General features: G+C 73.2%; 15 protein-coding genes. 7 read left to right on the plus strand and 8 right to left on the minus strand.

Going from position 1 to position 15,610, the window contains the following annotated elements:
• The first annotated feature begins 80 nt into the window (after positions 1 to 80).
• Positions 81 to 1,364 (plus strand): S8 family serine peptidase, encoded by a 1,284-nt coding sequence (locus ACFHWU_RS12880; protein ID WP_416590654.1) that lies wholly within the window; start codon positions 81 to 83, stop codon positions 1,362 to 1,364.
• Complete coding sequence (locus ACFHWU_RS12885; RefSeq protein ID WP_416554022.1) at positions 1,343 to 1,816, plus strand: hypothetical protein; 474 nt, start codon at positions 1,343 to 1,345, stop codon at positions 1,814 to 1,816. The genes ACFHWU_RS12880 and ACFHWU_RS12885 overlap by 22 nt, the downstream gene beginning before the upstream one ends.
• Positions 1,817 to 1,823: 7 nt before the next feature.
• Here ACFHWU_RS12885 and ACFHWU_RS12890 read toward each other — a convergent pair whose 3' ends face one another.
• Genes ACFHWU_RS12890 through ACFHWU_RS12900 form a run of 3 tightly spaced genes read right to left on the minus strand, consistent with a single transcriptional unit; the run spans position 1,824 to position 4,005 of the window.
• Positions 1,824 to 3,134, minus strand: a complete 1,311-nt coding sequence (locus ACFHWU_RS12890) for an SseB family protein (RefSeq protein WP_416554020.1) — start codon at positions 3,132 to 3,134, stop codon at positions 1,824 to 1,826.
• Positions 3,131 to 3,622: an SUKH-3 domain-containing protein gene (locus ACFHWU_RS12895; protein WP_416554018.1), complete on the minus strand. Its 492-nt coding sequence runs from the start codon at positions 3,620 to 3,622 to the stop codon at positions 3,131 to 3,133. The genes ACFHWU_RS12890 and ACFHWU_RS12895 overlap by 4 nt, the downstream gene beginning before the upstream one ends.
• Positions 3,622 to 4,005: a YwqJ-related putative deaminase gene (locus ACFHWU_RS12900; protein WP_416554016.1), complete on the minus strand. Its 384-nt coding sequence runs from the start codon at positions 4,003 to 4,005 to the stop codon at positions 3,622 to 3,624. Before ACFHWU_RS12900 ends, ACFHWU_RS12895 begins: the two co-directional genes overlap by 1 nt.
• Positions 4,006 to 4,209: 204 nt before the next feature.
• Between ACFHWU_RS12900 and ACFHWU_RS12905 the strand changes: the two genes are divergently transcribed.
• The 3 genes from ACFHWU_RS12905 to ACFHWU_RS12915 are packed head-to-tail and all read left to right on the plus strand — an operon-like array spanning position 4,210 to position 8,147.
• A complete protein-coding gene (locus tag ACFHWU_RS12905) occupies positions 4,210 to 5,889 on the plus strand; it encodes a right-handed parallel beta-helix repeat-containing protein (RefSeq protein WP_416554014.1) in 1,680 nt (559 codons plus the stop codon).
• 3 nt (positions 5,890 to 5,892) lie between these two features.
• Positions 5,893 to 7,461 carry a type VII secretion protein EccE gene (gene eccE, locus ACFHWU_RS12910; RefSeq protein WP_416590655.1) on the plus strand — a complete coding sequence of 523 codons (1,569 nt, stop codon included), beginning with the start codon at positions 5,893 to 5,895 and terminating at the stop codon, positions 7,459 to 7,461.
• Complete coding sequence (locus tag ACFHWU_RS12915) at positions 7,458 to 8,147, plus strand: hypothetical protein (RefSeq protein ID WP_416554010.1); 690 nt, start codon at positions 7,458 to 7,460, stop codon at positions 8,145 to 8,147. Before eccE ends, ACFHWU_RS12915 begins: the two co-directional genes overlap by 4 nt.
• A 66-nt stretch (positions 8,148 to 8,213) precedes the next feature.
• Here ACFHWU_RS12915 and ACFHWU_RS12920 read toward each other — a convergent pair whose 3' ends face one another.
• The 4 genes from ACFHWU_RS12920 to ACFHWU_RS12935 all read right to left on the minus strand — a co-directional run bounded on the left by ACFHWU_RS12920 (position 8,214) and on the right by ACFHWU_RS12935 (position 12,452).
• The gene (locus tag ACFHWU_RS12920) at positions 8,214 to 9,749 is read right to left on the minus strand and encodes an FtsX-like permease family protein (RefSeq protein ID WP_416590656.1); all 1,536 of its coding nucleotides are present in this window, start codon (positions 9,747 to 9,749) and stop codon (positions 8,214 to 8,216) included.
• Positions 9,746 to 10,450, minus strand: coding sequence for an ABC transporter ATP-binding protein (locus tag ACFHWU_RS12925; protein WP_416554006.1), 705 nt, complete (start codon positions 10,448 to 10,450; stop codon positions 9,746 to 9,748). Before ACFHWU_RS12925 ends, ACFHWU_RS12920 begins: the two co-directional genes overlap by 4 nt.
• Positions 10,447 to 10,983 carry a PadR family transcriptional regulator gene (locus ACFHWU_RS12930; RefSeq protein WP_416554004.1) on the minus strand — a complete coding sequence of 179 codons (537 nt, stop codon included), beginning with the start codon at positions 10,981 to 10,983 and terminating at the stop codon, positions 10,447 to 10,449. Before ACFHWU_RS12930 ends, ACFHWU_RS12925 begins: the two co-directional genes overlap by 4 nt.
• A 182-nt stretch (positions 10,984 to 11,165) precedes the next feature.
• A complete protein-coding gene (locus ACFHWU_RS12935) occupies positions 11,166 to 12,452 on the minus strand; it encodes an erythromycin esterase family protein (RefSeq protein ID WP_416590657.1) in 1,287 nt (428 codons plus the stop codon).
• 104 nt (positions 12,453 to 12,556) lie between these two features.
• Here ACFHWU_RS12935 and ACFHWU_RS12940 point away from each other — a divergent pair, with 104 nt between their 5' ends.
• Positions 12,557 to 13,552 (plus strand): hypothetical protein, encoded by a 996-nt coding sequence (locus ACFHWU_RS12940; protein WP_416568076.1) that lies wholly within the window; start codon positions 12,557 to 12,559, stop codon positions 13,550 to 13,552.
• Here the strand turns inward: ACFHWU_RS12940 and ACFHWU_RS12945 are convergent.
• Positions 13,539 to 14,285, minus strand: coding sequence for a CPBP family intramembrane glutamic endopeptidase (locus ACFHWU_RS12945; RefSeq protein ID WP_416554075.1), 747 nt, complete (start codon positions 14,283 to 14,285; stop codon positions 13,539 to 13,541). The genes ACFHWU_RS12940 and ACFHWU_RS12945 overlap by 14 nt on opposite strands.
• Positions 14,286 to 14,486: 201 nt before the next feature.
• On the opposite strand from ACFHWU_RS12945, the gene ACFHWU_RS12950 reads away from it, so the two are divergent.
• A complete protein-coding gene (locus ACFHWU_RS12950; RefSeq protein ID WP_416568075.1) occupies positions 14,487 to 15,602 on the plus strand; it encodes an FAD-binding oxidoreductase in 1,116 nt (371 codons plus the stop codon).
• Positions 15,603 to 15,610 lie beyond the last annotated feature (8 nt).

Raw genomic sequence — 15,610 nt, forward strand, 5'->3', positions numbered from 1 at the left:
ACGAAGCACCCGACGCAGTATCATCCGGGCACAGCGCCGGGTCGCCCGGCGACTACCCGACGGAGAGGTGTGCTCCGCCCATGCGTGCTTCCCGGCGGTTACTCGGCCTGGTGGCAGCCGGGCTGCTCGGGCTGCTCGGCACGGCGTCGCTGCCCGCCGGGCCGGCGCAGGCCGACGAGATCCGGGACCAGTCCTGGCATGTCGAGGCGATGCGGCTGCCCGAGGTGCACCGGATCACCCAGGGCGAGGGGGTGACCGTCGCGGTGGTCGACACCGGCGTTGACGCCTCCCACCCCGACCTGCGGGACAACGTACTGCCCGGGGCCGACCTTCACGACCGCGACAGCAAGGGCCACGTCGACCGGCGCAACCACGGCACCGGGATGGCGTCGCTGATCGCCGGGCACGGGCACGGGCCCGGCGGCCGTGACGGGGTGCTCGGGGTGGCGCCGAAGGCCAAGATCCTGCCCATCACGCTCTCCAGCCCGAAGACTGAGATCATCCTCCCCGAGTCCATCGCACTCGGGATCAACTGGGCCGTCAACAGCGGTGCCGACATCATCAACGTCTCGCTCACCGGATCGTCCGACCCGGCGCTGGAGCAGGCGGTCGAGAACGCGTACCGGCGCGGAGTCATCGTCGTCGCCGGCATCGGCAACCGCCGCGACATGCTGATCGGCCAGCCGGCCTACAGTGCGTGGACCATCGCGGTGACCAGCAGCGGGCGGGACGGTGGGCTCAGCCCGGAGTCGATCCGCGCCGAGCAGACCCACATCGCCGCGCCCGGCGAGGACATCGTCCGAGCTGCCGACGGTGGCGGCTACTACACGATGGACGGCGCGAGTGCAGCGACCGCGTTGGTGTCGGGGGCGTTCGCGCTGCTCAAGGCACAGTATCCGGACGAGGGCCAGGGCAGACTGTTCCAACGGCTGGTCGGTACGGCGTACGACGCCGGGCCGCCCGGCAAGGATCTCGACTTCGGCTGGGGCATCCTGGACATTCACGCCGCGCTCACCACCGAGCCGGACGATCGGGCCAGCCCACGGCCGTCGCCGACCGCCAGCGACCCGGTCGCCTACCTGCCGCCCGAGCCGGGCTACGAGTTCGGGCTCGACGAACTGATCGGCATGCTGATCTTCTTCACCATCCTCGGCACGCTGGTCACCGGTGTCGTGCTGCTGATCCGGTGGCTGCGGCGCCGGGCGAGACGTCCGGCGGCCGCCCGGGACGGCCCACCGCCGGCGACCGACGTCGGTGCATCGTTGGTGCCGGCACCGGCCGCCCAGGCCGGGCCCGACCAGCCAACCGGGGGCGAGCCGCCGACCGCCGAGGACGATTCGGTATGGCGTCCACCGAGCCGGTGAACGTGCCCCGGCGAGCCGCCGGCCCCGTCGCGCCCGCCGCCGGCCGGCGGCGGCCGGTGGTCGTTGTGGCCGCCGTACTGCTGACGGCTCCTACCGCTGCCCTCTGGCTGGTCGCCGGTCTCGCCTTCCTGGTCGTGACCTACCAGGCCGAGGGTGACGCGAAGTTCCTACTGTGGATCATCGCGTTCGCGATTCTCGGGCTCTGCCTGCTGCTGGTCTTCATGACCCTGGCCGGCATGCGGATCGTCTGGGTCGCCGGGCCGAACATGCTGCGGGCCCCGGCCGGGTTCACCGCCGGGCTGCTCCTCGTCGTCCTGGGCGGCCTGCTGCTGTTCGGCAAGATCGAATACCACCCGACGATGCTGCTGCCGATGGTCGTCGGAGCGCTGGCCGGACTGGCGGTGATCCTGCTCGCCACTCCGCCCGCACGGCACTGGCTGGCCGACCGGTAGCCGCCGATCAGCCGATGCTTGCGGCCGGCGGCTGGTCGGCCGGTGGCGGGTCCACCGGCAGCCAGCGTCGACCGCTCCGGTCGAAGCGGGCCAGCAGCTCGTCACTGCCGTCCTGGTGCAGCACGTGCAGCTCGGCCCCGTCCGGCACGGCCAGCGCCCGCTGCTGCGGCCGCTCGTCGAGCCAGGTCGCCGGGGTGTCCGGGCCGGGTTCCCACCGTACGACCGGAACCCACTCGTCGGCGGCGGCGAAGGGCGACTCCGGCCCGAGCAGGCCCAACCGGGCGTACAGCCGCTTCGGGGTGTCCCGGCCGGGGCCGTGCCAGCGGTGCACCGGGCCGGCCATCCGGTCGTAGCCGTCCGCCACGTACGCGTGCAGGTGGCGGTGCGCAACGACCAGCTGCATCCGGACCGGAAGGTTTGGATCTGCCTCGACAGCCTCGGCCTGGTCCGCCTCGGTTGGATCCGTCTGGGCCACGTCGACCTGGTCCGTCTCAGTCACGGTCCGGCGCAGTTCGTCGAGCCACCGGCTGACCTGCCGGACCGCCTCCCCGGGAATGCTCACCGCCGACGCGGTGCCCGGGTCGACGGCGAGCTGCCAGCGCGGGTCCGGCCAGTTCGCGAAGAGTCGCACGCTGGAGGCGACGACCGACGGCAGCGGCACGTCGAACACCTCGGCCAGCATCGCCGGGGAGGTGAAGACCGGCACCGACGGCTGGCCCGCCTCGTCCGGCAGACACCACCAGGGGAACCGGGGGTCGGCCAGGTCTCGTACGGCGGTGTCGGGGTCGGCTTCCGGCGGCATCGGTACGGTGAACTCGGCGCGTAACAGGGCGGCCATCACCGCGTCCGGGTCCTCGGCCGCGACAGCGGCGCGCAGCGCCCGAGCGATGTCGCCTGCATCGGGCGACGGTGCCAGCTCCCGCAACTGCCCGGCGGTGATCCGGTGGGCGATCGGCAGTCCCGGGTCGACCGCCAACCACCAGTTGTCGTCGGGGATCGTGGCGACCACCTCGGCCAGGGTGACCGTCACGTACCGTACCGACTCGCCCGGCAGGCCGGCGACGATGGCCTGCGGCGAGGTGAAGGCCAGCACGTGTGGTGCGCCGTCGTGTTCGACGGTGGGCCAGGCGAACGGTGCCTGCCCGGCGGCGGTCTCGGCCGACACTGGCAGCAGCAGCGGCCCGGTGCCGAGCGCCGCCAGGTAGCCCGCCAGGTCGGTGGCGGCGGCCATGCCCGCCTCGGCTGCGGTGGCCGGTCGCCACCCGGCCGAGGCCGACTCGGACAGCGGCTGCGACCCTGGCTCCGGGTCGGCGGTCACCAGCTGCCGTCCTCGGCGAGCCGGTGCGGCCGTTGACCGAGGATCAGTGCGGTGACGGCCTGTTCCACCGACCGGCCGAGAAACCAGTCGCCGCCGTGGTCCAGCACGAACACCCGCTGTCGGGCGTCGATGGCCAGGATGCCGGTGCCGTCCGCCTCGACGCCGAGCGGGCTGACCGGCACGCCCAGCATGTCGGCGAGTACGGCGAGGGTGGCGACGGTGTGCACGGCGCGCAGCGGATCGAGGTGGACCGTGCTCGGCGCGACCGCCTCGCCAGGGCCGTCCGGTTCGACGTACAGGCCGCCGAACTCGGCGTACGCCTCGATCGCGGGACCGACCACGGTGTGCTGCCGCCCGTCGGGTCCGGCGTGCCCGACGACCCGCAGGGCCCAGTCACGGCCCCGCTGTTCGTCGCGCCGGCCGGGCTGCCAGCCGGCCCGGGTCAGGGCGGCCAGCACCGACGGCGGAAACCGGTCGTCGCCGGCCATCAGAGCGCCTCCACCCCGAACCAGTCGAGCAGCTGGCGGCAGGACCGGCACGGGGCGACCGCCGTGCCGTGGGCCGGATCGTCCGGCTCGCGGATCAGGGAGACCCGGATCCGGGCACCCCACAGTGCCGCCCGGGCCGCAGCCGGCGACAACTCGGTGCCGGGCTGGCCCGGCTGTACGGCGTACAGCCGGTCGGAGATCAGCACCGGCTCGGCGCACCGGCCGACGGAGCGTTCCCGCTGGCTGACCGGAAGTTCGTCCAGGATCCGCCGGACCAGCGGGTGCAGCTGTGGGAGATGGTCGCCGCGCACCGAGGTGTGGGTGTGGACCTCGCCGTCGACCAGCAGAGCGGCTGCCGTCAACGGCAGCATGCGTACCGCCACCACGCTCTCCTTCGCCGTCCGGTCGAAGCCTGCCGGGGCCGGTCGGGGCCCTGGGATTCCGCCGTAGAGCGTAGACAACCGGTGCCGGTCGCTGCTGCCAACGACAGGCCCGCGCGGCGACGCGGTCGTTCACCGGACACCCTGTCTGGTGGTGCTGCGATATCGTCGGAATCCCCTGTCCCACCGTGTACGAAGCCCGGAGCGATGACGCGCACCCTCTTGGTCAGTCCGGACCAGCCCGGCGCCTATCCGTCGATCGGTGACGCGCTCGCGGCGGCGTCCGACGGGTCGGTGGTGGCCGTCGACCCCGGCACCTACTACGAGGCGTTGTTCATCAACGATCGACAGATCACTGTGGTCGCCGCGCAGGGTGCCGGGTCGGTGACCGTCGACGCCTCAGCCGGCCATTACCCGACTGTGTCCGCCAACGGCGGCACCCTCGAACTGCGTGACCTGGTGCTGCTGGCCGGCGACGCGCCGGCGGTGGCGGTCGACCGGGCCCGGCTGACGATGACCGGCTGCCAACTGCGGGCCGGGTTCGGGGCCGGCGTCGTGATCGGCAACCGGTCGAGCTTCACGCTGACCCGGTGCACGGTCACCGGGGCGCGGCACGGCCTGGTGGTTGAGGATTCGGACGGCGACGTCGACGGTTGCGAGTTCACCGACCTCGCCGAGGACGGCGTGATCGTGCGGATCGGGGCCGCGCCCACCATCCGGGCGTCGACCATCACCGGCTGCGGCAACCGGGGCGTCTACGTCTACCAGCACGGCCGTCCGGTGTTGGAGACGTGCGAGATCTCCCGGACCGGCGGGGCCGGGGTGGCGGTCGCCCACCAGAGCGCGCCGACGCTGCGGCGCTGCCGGATTCGCGACACCCGCGGGCCGGCGGTCTCCTTCGGTCGTGGCTGTGCGGGCAGTGTCGAGGAGTGCAGCACCGAGAACACGGCGACGCCGGCGTTCGACATCGCCGACGGTGCCGAGCCGACCATCGTCACCGGTACGGCGAGCCGGCGTGCGGTGTTCGGCGCGGCCGCCGCCGCGTCGGCCGGCGGGCCGGACACCGCCCGGACCGAGGAGTTGCTGGCCGAGCTCGACGCGATGGTCGGCCTGGAGTCGGTCAAGGATGAGGTGCGCGGGCTGATCGACGAGATCCAGGTGAACGAGTGGCGGCGCGGCGCGGGCCTGCCGGTCAGCGCGGTCAGCCATCACCTGATCTTCGCGGGCGCGCCGGGCACCGGTAAGACGACGGTGGCCCGCATCTACGGTGAGCTGCTGGCCGCGCTGGGGGTGCTGTCCGGCGGGCCGTTCCGTGAGGTGTCCCGGCGCGACCTGGTCGGGCAGTACCTGGGCCACACGGCGGAGAAGACGGCCGCCGTGTTCGAGCAGGCCAGAGGCGGGGTGCTCTTCGTCGACGAGGCGTACACCCTGTCCCGGTCGTTCGGCAGTGGCGGGGATTTCGGTCAGGAGGCGATCGACACCCTGGTCAAGCTGATGGAGGATCACCGGGACGAGATCGCGGTGATCGCCGCCGGCTACACCGGGGAGATGCGGCAGTTCCTCGACGCCAATCCCGGCCTGGCGTCCCGGTTCGCCAGGACGATCGAGTTCGGCAACTACACCCCGGAGCAGTTGGTGGTGATCGTCGAGCGGATGGCGGCGAACGACGAGTATCTGCTCGCCGCCGCCGTGCCGGAGGTCCTTTTCGGACACTTTTCGACGGTGCAACGGGACGAGAGCTTCGGCAACGCCCGCGAGGCGCGCAAGCTCTTCGAGGGGGTACGCAAGGCGCAGGCGCAGCGGCTGCGCCAGTCCGGCCAGCGGCCCAGCCTGGACGAGCTGCGTACGGTGACCGAGGCCGACGTCCGTACGGCGACCGGACGCTGAGCGATGACGACCGACCCCGGCCCGTCCGCCGACCAGTCGCCGGGCGCACCGGCGGGCTGGCAGCAGTGGGCACCGCCCCGACAACGTGACGCCGCGCCGATGCCCGCGCCGGCGCCGCCACCCGCAGCCGCACCGCCGACCGTGGGCGTGGCCGCTTCGGCCCCCACCTCGGAGCTGCCGACGGTCCGCGCTGCCGGACTGTCGGGGCAGGTCGCCAGGCTGCCGACCGGGCAGGTCGCTGGCCGGTCGGCGGCCGCTCCTGCGACGGCGGCGCGGGCCGCCGTGCCGATGTCACCGACCGTGTCAGGATCGGGCGGGCCGACGGCGGACATGATCTCCGGAGTCACCGGGTCGGCAGCGGCGACATCGATCCCGGCGACGGCGTCGGGCAGCCGGATCCGGCCCCGGCGGGTCCGCCCCGGCACCGGCCCGTTCGCCATCGGGCAGTTGGTCTACTGGCAACTGGCGGCGACGGTCTTGCTCGTCGCGTACCAGCGGGGGCCGGTCGTGGCGCTGGTGACGGCGGCGGCGCTGGCGCTGTTGCTGGCACCGACGGTGGTCCGGCTGCGCGGGCGGTGGCTCTACCAGTGGATGGCGGTGTGGTTGCGGTACCGGCTGCGGCCCCGGCGGCTGCCGGCCGGCGGCGGCAACCGGGCGACGGGCCTGCTGCGGTTCGTGGAGCCGACTGCCATAGTGGACGATGTTTCGGTCAGCGGCCGGACGATGGCGACGATCAGTCACCGGGGTGGCGTCTGCGCCGTCCTGGAGCTCGACCCTGCCGACGGTTCGCTGTTCGTCGGCTCGGCACTCAGTCTGCCGTCCCCGGCGGCGCTGCTGCCGGCGCCGGATCCGGCCGCCCCGCCGACCTCGGTACAGCTGCTCGTCCAGGTCGCGGCGGCCCCCCGCGCGCACACCGGACGAGGGCTGGTGGAGCGTTCCTACCGGGAGCTGACCGGCGGTGACGTGCCGGCCCGTCGGCGGGCCTGGTTGGTGCTCCAGGTGATGCGTACACCGGACGGTTACACCGATCGGGCGCTGGCACCGGCGCTGATGTCGTCGGTCCGGCGGGTCCAGCGCCAGCTGAAACAGGACCGGGTGCCGGCCCGGCTGCTGGGCGGCGACGATCTGCTGACCGCCGTCGGCTACCTGGCGCAGCTGCCCAGCCGGCCGGACGGCGGCAACGTCTACGGCACCGCCAGCAACCGGGTCGCCGGCGAGGAGACCTGGCAGGCGTGGTGGAGCGGCGAGGTGCCGCAGGTCTGCCGCCGGCTGCTGCGCTGGCCGGAGCTGCCGTGGCAGCTGGACGACGTGTTGCGGCAGCTGCCGATGGTCGACACGGTGGTGTCGGTCGCCGTCGCCCGGGAGCCGGGGCATCCGACCGAGACCGCCGTCGCGGACGTGACGGTGTCGGCCGCGGTCCGGCTCACCGCCGCCGACGTGACGACGCTGGCCGTCGGCGACCAGGCCCTGACCGAGGCGGTACGCGAGCGCGGCGGGCTCACCGAGCGGATCGACGGTGAGCATGTCCGTGGGCTGGCCGCCACCCTGCCGCTCGGGGGGTTCCTGCCGTGACGGGTCCGTTGTCGATCATTCCGCCGACCGGCCTGCACACCGCCGATCTCGAAGCACTCGGCGACGTACGGTTGCGGGCCGGCGGCGACGGCATGGTCGTCGGGCGCAACCGGCAGGGCGGGCCGGTCGCGGTGCGGCTGTTCCGCCCGGAACCGACCCGGCTGCTGCTGGTCGGCGGGCTGCGCTGCGCGCAGCTGTTGGCGCTGCGGGCGATGGCGCTCGGCGCGCACCTGTTCATCCAGACGGCCCGCGAGCCGGACTGGCAGGGGTTTCTGCACCAGTGTGGTCTGGGTCAGGAGTCGGCGTCCTTCCTGCCGCCCGGCGCCCAGCCGCCGCCACCGCCGTCACCGGCGCATCCCCAGCTGCTGGCGGTGGATATCGGCCCGGCGATGGGCGGCACGCCGGAGGTGGGGGTGCCGTGGCGGACGACGATGGTGGTCCGCAACGACGTGGGCAGCTGGGATCTCGACCCACTGGTCCGCAGCGACCTGGTGGTGCTGCAGCGGTTGACCGCCGCCGAGGCGGCGCTGGTGGCGTCGGCGTTGGGATTCACCGAGGCGCAGAGCTGGTTGACCCGGATCCATCCGGAGATGGTCGGCCTGGTCAGTCAGGGCCGGCTGCAGTGGGTGATGCTGCATCCGACGTCGATGGAGTCGGCGCTGCTCGGCCCGGTCGGCCGACCCTGATCAGGCTGACCGGGCCGACCGCGCCGTAGCCGGTCAGATCTGCCGAGCGTCAGACATACCGAGCCGTCAGGTCTGCCGGAGCTCCGTCAGGTCGGTGGCTCTACGCAGGAACAGCAGGCCGACGCCGACCGTGGCCAGGGCGGCCACCATCGTGCCGGCGCCGAGCAGCGCCAGGTCGTCGAGCGGCACCGGCACCGGCACAGTGATGCCCGGATGTTCGATCGTCCGGCCGTACTCCGTCCAGTCCTCGGGGGTGCGACAGGCGTCCACCGCATCGCAGAACGTGGCGGTACGCGGCCCGGAGGAGACCTCCGTACCGAGAGCCCGGGCCATCATCGTGCCGGCGGTCAGCGCCACCAGAGTCGCTGGGAGCAGCGGCGTGAGGGTCTGTACCAGGACGGAGCGGGCCAGCACCGCGCGCGGCACGCCGGTGGCGACGAGTGCCGCGTTGGCGCGGCGACGCTCCACGATGCCTTCGACGACCGCGACGGCCAGACCGGCGGCGGCGATCGCCAGGCCCACCAGGACCGCGATGTGCACCAGGGTGACCGCGTTGAAGTAGAAACTGTTGTCACTCGGGCTGTACGGCTGGCCGCTCTGTTCGGCGAGGATCCGGTGGACCCGGTCCCGGCTGCCGAACTCGGCCGCCAGGTAGGCGCTGAAGCCGGCGGTGCCGGCACCGAACAGGACGCAGGCCAGCAGCCCGGCGAAGGTCCGTGCGCCGTGCCACGGGTCGGCGGTCAGCCGCCGGGCGGCGAGCAGGGTCGCGGGGCGGCGGGCGACTCGCCGCAGGAACCGTCCGGTCGCGTACGAGATCCAGCCGGTGCCGGTGGCGACGCCGATCGCGATGGCCAGCGCCCCGGCGAACGCGATGACCGCAACGCCCCACAGTGGGGCTTCCCGGCCGGCAGCCCAGTCGACGAGCGGCCGGAACAGGAAGGTCACCACCAGGCCGCCGAGGATGAGCAGGCCGGGCCACCGCCCGGGCCGCCCTGCCCGGCGCCGGCGCTGTACGCCGAGCGGCGACACGACGACCGTACGCAGCAGTGCGGCGGCGACCGCGGTCGCGAGCAGCGGGATGCCGGCCACGATCAGGATCAGCGACCAGACCGGCGGCAGCACGTCGGTGGGTAACGGCAGCAGGCCGTGCTCGTCCGGACGGTGCAGCAGCCGCCGGCCGGCCAGGTACCCGGCCAACCCGGTGACGGAGCCGAGCGCACCGGCCAGCCCGGTTTCGGTGGCGGCCAGCGCCCGGACTTGACCGGGGGTGCCGCCGGCCAGCCGGATGGCGGCGAGTCGCTGGTCCCGGGCGGGCGCGCCGAGCCGGGCGCACTGCCCGGCGAGGGCCAGGACCGGGATCGCCAGGAGGAACAGGGCGATGGTGACGCCGGTCCGCAGCTCCGCCTCGGCGATCAGCGCCGGGCCGTACTGCGGGGACCGGTCGGAGCCGCCGTCCGGGACGGTCGGTACGGCGATGACCGTGGCGGCGGCGAGGAAGGTGACGGTGGTGAGCAGCGCGGCGGCGGCGGTGAGGACGATCCGTACCGTGTCGGTGCGGGTGCCGACGAGGCCGAGCCGCAGCAGGGTGGCCGGACGGATCACGACCGGGCCGTCCGGGTGACGACCGGGCCGAGCCCGGCGGGGTCGATCTCGCCGTCCCGCAGCATGATCTCCCGGTCGGCGTACCCGGCGACCCGGGGGTCGTGGGTGACGAGCACGACGGAGGTCCGCTGCTCGCGGGCGACCCGGATGAGCTGGCCAAGGACCTGCTCGCCGGTCAGGGTGTCCAACGCGCCGGTCGGTTCGTCGGCGAAGAGCACCCGAGGTTCGGTGATCATCGCGCGGGCCAGCGCGCACCGCTGCTGCTGCCCGCCGGACATTTCGCCGGGCACGGTGTCGGCCTGGTCGGCGACGCCGAGCCGGTCCAGCCAGGTGAGCGCCGCGGTCCGTGCTGCTCGCCGCCCCGTGCCGGCGAGCAGCAGCGGAAGCGCGGCGTTCTCCGCTGCGGTCAGCTCGGGGACGAGCTGACCGAACTGGAACAGCACCCCGAGTTCGGTACGCCGCAGCACGGCACGGGCCGACTCGGAGAGCAGGTCGATGCGCTGGTCGCGGTAGTGAATCTCACCGGCGTCCGGGCGCAGGATGCCGGCGAGGCAGTGCAGCAGGGTGGACTTGCCGCACCCGCTGGGTCCGGTGACGGCGACGATCTCACCTTCGGCGACGTCGAGGCTGACGCCGCGCAGCGCCGGGGTGGCACCGTACGCGCGGACGACCCCTCGGCCGGCGAGCAGCGGACTGTTCACTGACGTACCTCCCGGTGCAGATCGGCGACGCGGCCCACGGTGGTGTCCAGCCAGCGCAGGTCGGCGTCGAGGTGGTTGATCGCGTAGTCGGCGGCGACGATCTCGCCGAGGGTGGCGTCCGGGGCGGTCTTGGTGCGGGTGAGCTCCCGGATCCGCGCGGCGTGTGCCGCGCGCTGGGCGGCCAGGTAGCGCCGGGCCCGCTGCGGGTCGTCGATCAGCAGCGCGACGACGACCTTGGCGAGCAGCGCGCTGGTGACGTACGGGGCGGGCGGTTCGACCGCGTCGAGCCAGCCGTCGAGGGCGGTCCGGCCGGCGTCGGTGAGCGCGTACGAGGTGCGGTCGGGGCCGGCGGCGCGGTCGCGCCGCGCCTGCTCGACGAGGCCGTCGCGTTGCATCCGGCCGAGGGTGGCGTAGACCTGGCCGAACGCGATCGGTTTGGCGCGTGGCAGCCGCTGGTCGTGGTCGCGCTTCAGCTCGTAGCCGTGCCGGGGGCCGCGGGAGAGCAGCCCGAGGAGCACGTGGACGGTGGACACCGGGCAACTATTCACTGAGCGAATAGCTGCCGTCAAGTTCCCCACCGGGACACGCCGACCACGGGGTTACACACCCGGCTGCGCGAGCGGCACCGGCTGCTGGCCGTGCTGGACGCGTTCGGCACACCCCGGCGGGCACTTGGCTGGGCGGTCGTCTGGCAGCATCTGGTGCCGGGTGATGCTCAGACGCCGGACGGGAAGGTCTCCGGTTCACGCAGCTCGACATGCGGGGTCCGCAGCGGGCGCACCCCGCGGCTGCGGTCGAACCAGAGGAACGCGTCGTAGCGGTCGCCGAGCACGGTCGGCACGTAGTTGCCGCGCCGTTCCATGTTCGACTGGTAGACCACCCCGATCGCCCGGTGGTCCAGCTCGTCGGTGAGCAGATCCGGTCTGCCGTCGGCGGGGAAGACGAACAACGACTCGGCCGGGGCCGCGACGGAAAGGATCGCTTCCAGCGACCCCGGCCGGGCCGGCGGTACGGGCATCAGCCGCATCGGCGCCCCCCAGGTGTCACCGGCCACCACCGTTCCCCGGTAGGTACCGAAGCCGACCAGGACCACCCGGTCCCGGCCGTACCGCTCGCGGGCCAGTTGCCCGATGTTGACTTCGCCGAGTTCGGCCATGTCGGTGGCCCGGGCGTCGCCGACGTGCGTGTTGTGCGCCCACACCACCGCGCGGGCGTCCGGTCCGTATCGGTCGAGCAGCCGGGCGAGGGTGTCGTCCATGTGCCGGTCCCGGACGTTCCAGGACAGCCGGCCACCGGACACCAGCGCCCGGTAGTAGCGTTCGGCACCGGCCACCACCTCGGCGTTCTGCCAGGCGCCGAAGCTGCCGGCCCCGTCGGCGGCGGCGTCGCGCCGCAGCCGGACCAGCAGGTCGATCACCTCCGCCTCGCAGCCGGCGGGCACCAGCCGCAGGGCGGTCGCGTAGTCCTGCGGGTCCTCGCCGTAAGGTTCGAAGCAGCGGTACGCGTCGAGCGCCGCCGGCACCTGGTCCGGTCGATGTTCCCGCAGGTAGACGAGGATCTCGCGGAGCGACTCCCACAGCGAGTAGACGTCGATCCCGTGGAAGCCGACCCGGGCGGATTCGCTGACCGAGTCGTTGTGCCGGCGCAGCCAGCGGCAGAAGTCGACCACCTCGTCGTTGGCCCACATCCAGGTGGGCCAGCGTTCGAAGGTGGTCAGCGCGTCGCGCGGGTCGCGGGGGGCGTCGAGCCGGCCCCGGACGCTGCGGTCGACCCGGTCGCAGTCCGGCCAGTCTCCTTCGACGGCGACGAAGGAGAAGCCGTGCTCGGTAATCAGTCGGCGGGTGACGGCCGCCCGCCAGCCGTAGAACTCGTGCGTACCGTGGCTCGCCTCACCGAGCATCACCACCCGCGCGTCGGCGGCCCGTTCGATCAGCGGGTCGAGGTCGTCGGCGTCGACCAGCGGTCGCGCCAGCGCGGTGATGTCCGCGGCATATCTGGCCACCGGGCCCGGGTACCCGGGCGTTACCGGCACAAACCCCGTCAGCCGGGGCCGCTGGAACCGGCGAGGCGGGTGTTGCGGGCGGGTTCGGGCTAGGCTGCCTGAGCATGGAGGAGCAATCGCCGGACGCTGAGCCAAGGCGGTCCCGCGCCCCACGGGCCAGGACGCCGAAGGCCGGCTCCACGCCGCCCGCCGCCATCGCTCCCGTGCTGTTCCAGCCGCCGCCGAACGCGAGCGCGGCCGGCAGCGCCGAGGGCCCTACCAAGAAGGCCGCGCCAGCGAAGAAGGCGACTCCGACGAGGAAGGCCGCGCCGACGAAGACCGCCGCGCCAGCGAAGAAGGCCGCCGCCAAGAAGACCGCGCCAGCGAAGAAGACCCCAGCGGCGAAGAAGACCCCAGCGAAGAAGGCCGCGCCGGCGCCGGGTCCGGTCGGCGCTCCCCCGCCAGGTCCGGTCCCCGGCGGTACGCTGCGGCACCTGCTGACGCGTCCGGCGTACGCGCCGGAGCTGCTCGCCCTGGCCGCGGTGGAGCGGATCGGTCCGGCGGCGCGGGACTGGGCGGCCCGGCTACGCGACGACTACCCGGCGGCCAGCGACGACGCTCTGGCCCGGCTGGCGGCCCGGCGGTTCACCCGGCTCGCCGGGGCCGGCGCGGCGGTCGCCACCGCCGGTGGGCTGCTCGGCCCGGCCCTGGAGCTGGTGACGCTCGGCTGGACGCAGGCCGCGGTCACGCTGCACGTGGCGGCCGCGTACCGGCATGATCCGACCGACCGGGACCGGGCGGCGGAGCTGCTGGCTCTCACCGGTATGCAGCCGGACGTCGCGGCGGCCCACGCGGCGCTGAACGCGGCGGGCCGGCCGGCGGCCGACGGCGATGAGGATCCGGCGTTGCGGCTGCTCGACGGCGCGCAGCGGTTCACCGAGGCGGTGAGCCGGTTGACCGACGGCGGTTGGGCGCTGCTGCGGTTGCCGGCCCGGTTCCTGCCCGGTGGGCGGGCGCTGGTCGCCTGGTCGGGCGACACGCTGCTGCTGGAGCGGCTGGCCGCGCGGGCGAGCGCCCACTACCGGCCGGTCACACCGGCTGCGCCGGTCACAGCCAGCTGAACCAGCCGCGGGGCAGCAGCGCGTAGCCGACGAACGCGACGACGTCCAGCAGGGTGTGCGCGATGATCAACGGCATCACCCGGCGGGTACGCAGGAAGAACAGCGACAGCACCACACCCATGATCACGTTGCCGAGGAACGCCCCGAAGCCCTGGTAGAGGTGGTAGGTGCCGCGCAGCAGGCAGCTGGTGGCGATGACCGCGCCGATCCGCCAGCCGAGTTGCCGCAGCCGGGTCATCAGGTAGCCGACCACGATCACCTCTTCCAGGATGGCGTTCTGCGCGGCGGCCAGGATCAGCACCGGAACCGTCCACCAAAGCTGTGGTAGCGCGGCCGGGACCAGGCTGGCGTTGAGCCCGAGCAGCGCGGCGATCCAGAACAGTCCGAGTCCGGGCAGCCCGATCGCGGCGGCCAGGGCGGCGCCCCAGGCCAGGTCGCGCAGCGGCGACCGGGTGTCGAGTCCGAGCCGGGCGCGGGCGTCGGCCCGGTCCCGGCTGAGCAGGTGGACCGCCAGCAGGACCGGCACGAGGGCGAAGAAGATCCCGAGCAGCTGGTACGTCAGGTCGAGCCAGGGGCGGGCCGACTGGGAGGCGTTCATGGTGGCGGTCTGCTGCCCCAGCGGCCGGTCGGCGGTCAGTCGCGCGGTGATGGTGACCAGGGCGTAGATGGCGGACTGGCCGAGCGACACGCCGAGGACCAGGAGCACCTCGGCGCGCAGCAGGCGCGGCGGCAGCGGGGCCGCCGGGTGGGCGTCCGGGTTGCTGCTGGCCGGTGGTGGCGTACCGGTGAGGTCGACCGTCACCGGACCACTGTGCCCGAGCGGGTACGGCAGAGCAATGTCGCACATCGGGTACGTCGACTCGCTACTAAGAGTACTCACCCTGGAACCCAGTGGTACGGCGTCAGTGGCGGCACGGTGACGGGGAAGGCCTCGATGAGCAATCTCGCGCAACTGTTGAAGGAGAGCTGGGTGCTCGTCGAGGAGGAGCACGACCAGGTAGCTGGCTACTTCTACGCCCGGCTGTTCCTGGACCGGCCGGATCTGCGGCAGCTCTTCCCGGTGCAGATGGATACCCAGCGGCGCTGTCTGATCGAAGCTATCGTCTCTGCCGTCGGCTCGATCGACGACCCGGAGCAGTTCGCCGACTATCTGCAGTCGCTCGGCCGGGCCCACCGCAAGTTCCATGTGCAAGCCGCGGACTACGCCGCGTTCGGCGACATGCTGCTGGAGGCGCTGCGGACCGTCGCCGGTGACCGGTGGAGCGTCGAGTACGACGAGGCATGGGGCGCCGCGTTGGAACTGCTCACCACCAACCTCGTCATCGGCGCGGAGAGCGACCCGAACCCGGCGTTCTGGCACGCCGAGGTGCTCGACCACGAACGCCGGGGCGCCGACGTCGCCGTGCTGACCTGCCGGCCGCTGCAGCACCGGCTGGAGTACCAGGCGGGGCAGTACGTCAGCGTCGAGGTGCCGCGATACCAGCCGAGGCTGTGGCGCAGCTACTCGATCGCGAACGCGCCCCGGGCGGACAACACGCTGGAGTTCCACGTCCGGGCGGCGGCGGCCGGCTGGGTGTCCAGCGCGCTGGTCCGCCGGGTCCGCCCCGGTGATCTGCTGCGGGTGGCGGCCCCGATGGGTGCCATGGTGCTGGACCGGGACTCGCCACGAGACATCGTCTGCCTGGCCGGTGGGGTCGGTTTCGCCCCGGTCAAGGCCCTGATCGACGAGCTGACCCGGTACAACCGCAGCCGCTGGGTGCACGTCTACCTGGGTGGGCGGACCCGCGACGACCTGTACGACCTGGCCGAGTTGAGTCGGCTCTGCGCCGCCTACCCCTGGTTGAACGTGGTGCCGTGCTGCTCGGACGACCCGGGTTGGACCGGGGAGCACGGCGAGGTCGCCGACGTGCTGGCCCGCTACGGCCCGTGGTACGAGCACGACTTCTTCGTCGCCGGGTCGGCCGGCATGGTCCGGTCGAGTCTGCGTCGGCTGGCCGAGCTCGACGTCCCGGCCGACCAGATCCGCTACGACAGCTTCGGCGACGTGTGACCGTTCCG

It is taken from the genome of Micromonospora sp. LOL_015, assembly GCF_048060275.1.
GTDB lineage: Bacteria > Actinomycetota > Actinomycetes > Mycobacteriales > Micromonosporaceae > Micromonospora_E.

Coding starts and splice junctions, on each gene's coding strand:
- ACFHWU_RS12940 (WP_416568076.1), top strand. CDS start 12,557: ATGGAGGAGCAATCGCCGGACGCTGAGCCAAGGCGGTCCCGCGCCCCA.
- ACFHWU_RS12950 (WP_416568075.1), top strand. CDS start 14,487: ATGAGCAATCTCGCGCAACTGTTGAAGGAGAGCTGGGTGCTCGTCGAG.
- ACFHWU_RS12885 (WP_416554022.1), top strand. CDS start 1,343: ATGGCGTCCACCGAGCCGGTGAACGTGCCCCGGCGAGCCGCCGGCCCC.
- ACFHWU_RS12895 (WP_416554018.1), bottom strand. CDS start 3,622: ATGGCCGGCGACGACCGGTTTCCGCCGTCGGTGCTGGCCGCCCTGACC.
- ACFHWU_RS12880 (WP_416590654.1), top strand. CDS start 81: ATGCGTGCTTCCCGGCGGTTACTCGGCCTGGTGGCAGCCGGGCTGCTC.
- ACFHWU_RS12905 (WP_416554014.1), top strand. CDS start 4,210: ATGACGCGCACCCTCTTGGTCAGTCCGGACCAGCCCGGCGCCTATCCG.
- eccE (WP_416590655.1), top strand. CDS start 5,893: ATGACGACCGACCCCGGCCCGTCCGCCGACCAGTCGCCGGGCGCACCG.